This window comes from Rhizobium tibeticum (assembly GCF_900110205.1).
GTDB classification, from domain to species: domain Bacteria; phylum Pseudomonadota; class Alphaproteobacteria; order Rhizobiales; family Rhizobiaceae; genus Rhizobium; species Rhizobium tibeticum.
Genome location: NZ_FOCV01000146.1, coordinates 1 through 1,466, shown reverse-complemented (window position 1 = coordinate 1,466; position 1,466 = coordinate 1). Strand labels below are relative to the sequence as shown.

General features: G+C 55.9%; 1 protein-coding gene and 1 pseudogene. One reads left to right on the top strand and one right to left on the bottom strand.

From position 1 onward, the window contains the following. Positions 1–103, bottom strand: a pseudogene (locus BSG20_RS36235) (IS110 family transposase); the annotation flags it as partial. 552 nt (positions 104–655) lie between these two features. Between BSG20_RS36235 and BSG20_RS35285 the strand changes: the two are divergent. Then, the coding region (locus BSG20_RS35285; protein WP_093042014.1) for a transporter substrate-binding domain-containing protein at positions 656–1,466 on the top strand (811 nt) is incomplete at its 3' end.

Sequence of the window (1,466 nt, the reverse complement as noted above, 5' to 3'; positions counted from 1 at the left end):
CGCGTCGCAGTTGCTTGCGGAAAACAATGGCGCCAGCCGCATCCGCTCCATGAGCCTGAAATACATTCTTCGCCAAGTCTAACCCGATCGTGTTAACTTCCATTGTGGACGCTCCCTCTCTTACGGTGGCTGTCAAACACCACCATTCTGGCACATCGATGCCGTCGAGGGGGGCGTCCACCCCATCACTACCCAGCGGAAGCCAATCCGGAGGCATTGAATTCGACCGGCGCCTTCCGGCGTTGATGAAGCCCGCGCGCTGAGGTGTGCTAACCCTCAGATCGTGGCCATTTGAAAGCGAATGACATGACCATTGCTGGGGTTTATCGGCACTCGCGATCAATGAAAAATCGACATACGGCTGCTCTCCGGCGGCGCTCCGTTTAGATCGCCGAGCTTCAGGGCGCATTCGACCGCCTCGGAAAGAGGCAACCCTGCCCATCTTGCTATCCTACGAAACGCAGCGAAGCACAACGAACGATGATACGTTTGAGTGATTAACTAATTATTAAAACATTTGTTGCAAATTCGGCCGTCTTGAGATAGGCATAGGTTTGGAACTAGCGCAGCCCGCTTGAGCGGTTAATCCCGGGCCCAGATCGGCCCGTGGTGCGCAGGCGTGCTCAGGTCAAGAAACACAGCGAAGGGGAACATCATGAATAAGATCATGATCACGACTGCAGCAGCGGCATCGTTCGCAGCCGCATCAGTCGCTTTCTCTCTCTCGGCTCATGCCGGAGAGGTACTTGATCGCGTGCTCGCCAAGAAGACGCTGACAGTGGCGGTCGGGACGGACTGGGGGCCGATGTCGTCGCTGAATGAAAAGCAGGAACTGGACGGCTACGACATCGATGTCGCCAAGGGCATAGCAAAATACCTCGGTGTGGAAGAAAAATTTGTCACGCCGGGCTGGGACCTTATCGCGGCAGGGAAGTGGGAAAATCGCTGGGACATTGGTATGGGGCAAATGGTGCCGACCCAGGCCCGCGCTGAAAAGTTCGACTTCTCGGCCCTTTACTTCTACGAGACCGCGGTCGCCGTCGTTCACAAGGATAGCAAAGCGACTAAGCTCTCCGACCTAAACGGCAAGGTGATCGGCGTTGCTGCAGGCAGCTCGTCTGAGTCCTATGCCAATCAAAGCTTCACGCCGAATTGGGTCGGCGCCAAGCCGATACAGTATCCGTTCAAGGCGGGTGAGGTGAAGCCTTATCAAAGCACCAATATCGCGCTTGACGATCTTCGACTCGGCGACGGTACGCGTCTCGACGGGATCGTTACCGATGGAACCATTGCCGAAAACGCGATCAAGTCCGGGTATCCATTGAAGCCGTTGGGCGAGCCGCTCTTCGTCTCACCAGCCGCTATTACAATCCTTCATGGCGACAAGGAATTCAGTGGCAAAGTTTCGGCGGCCATCAAGAGCATGAGGGATGACGGCACGCTCTCGAAGCTGTCGATCAAATGGT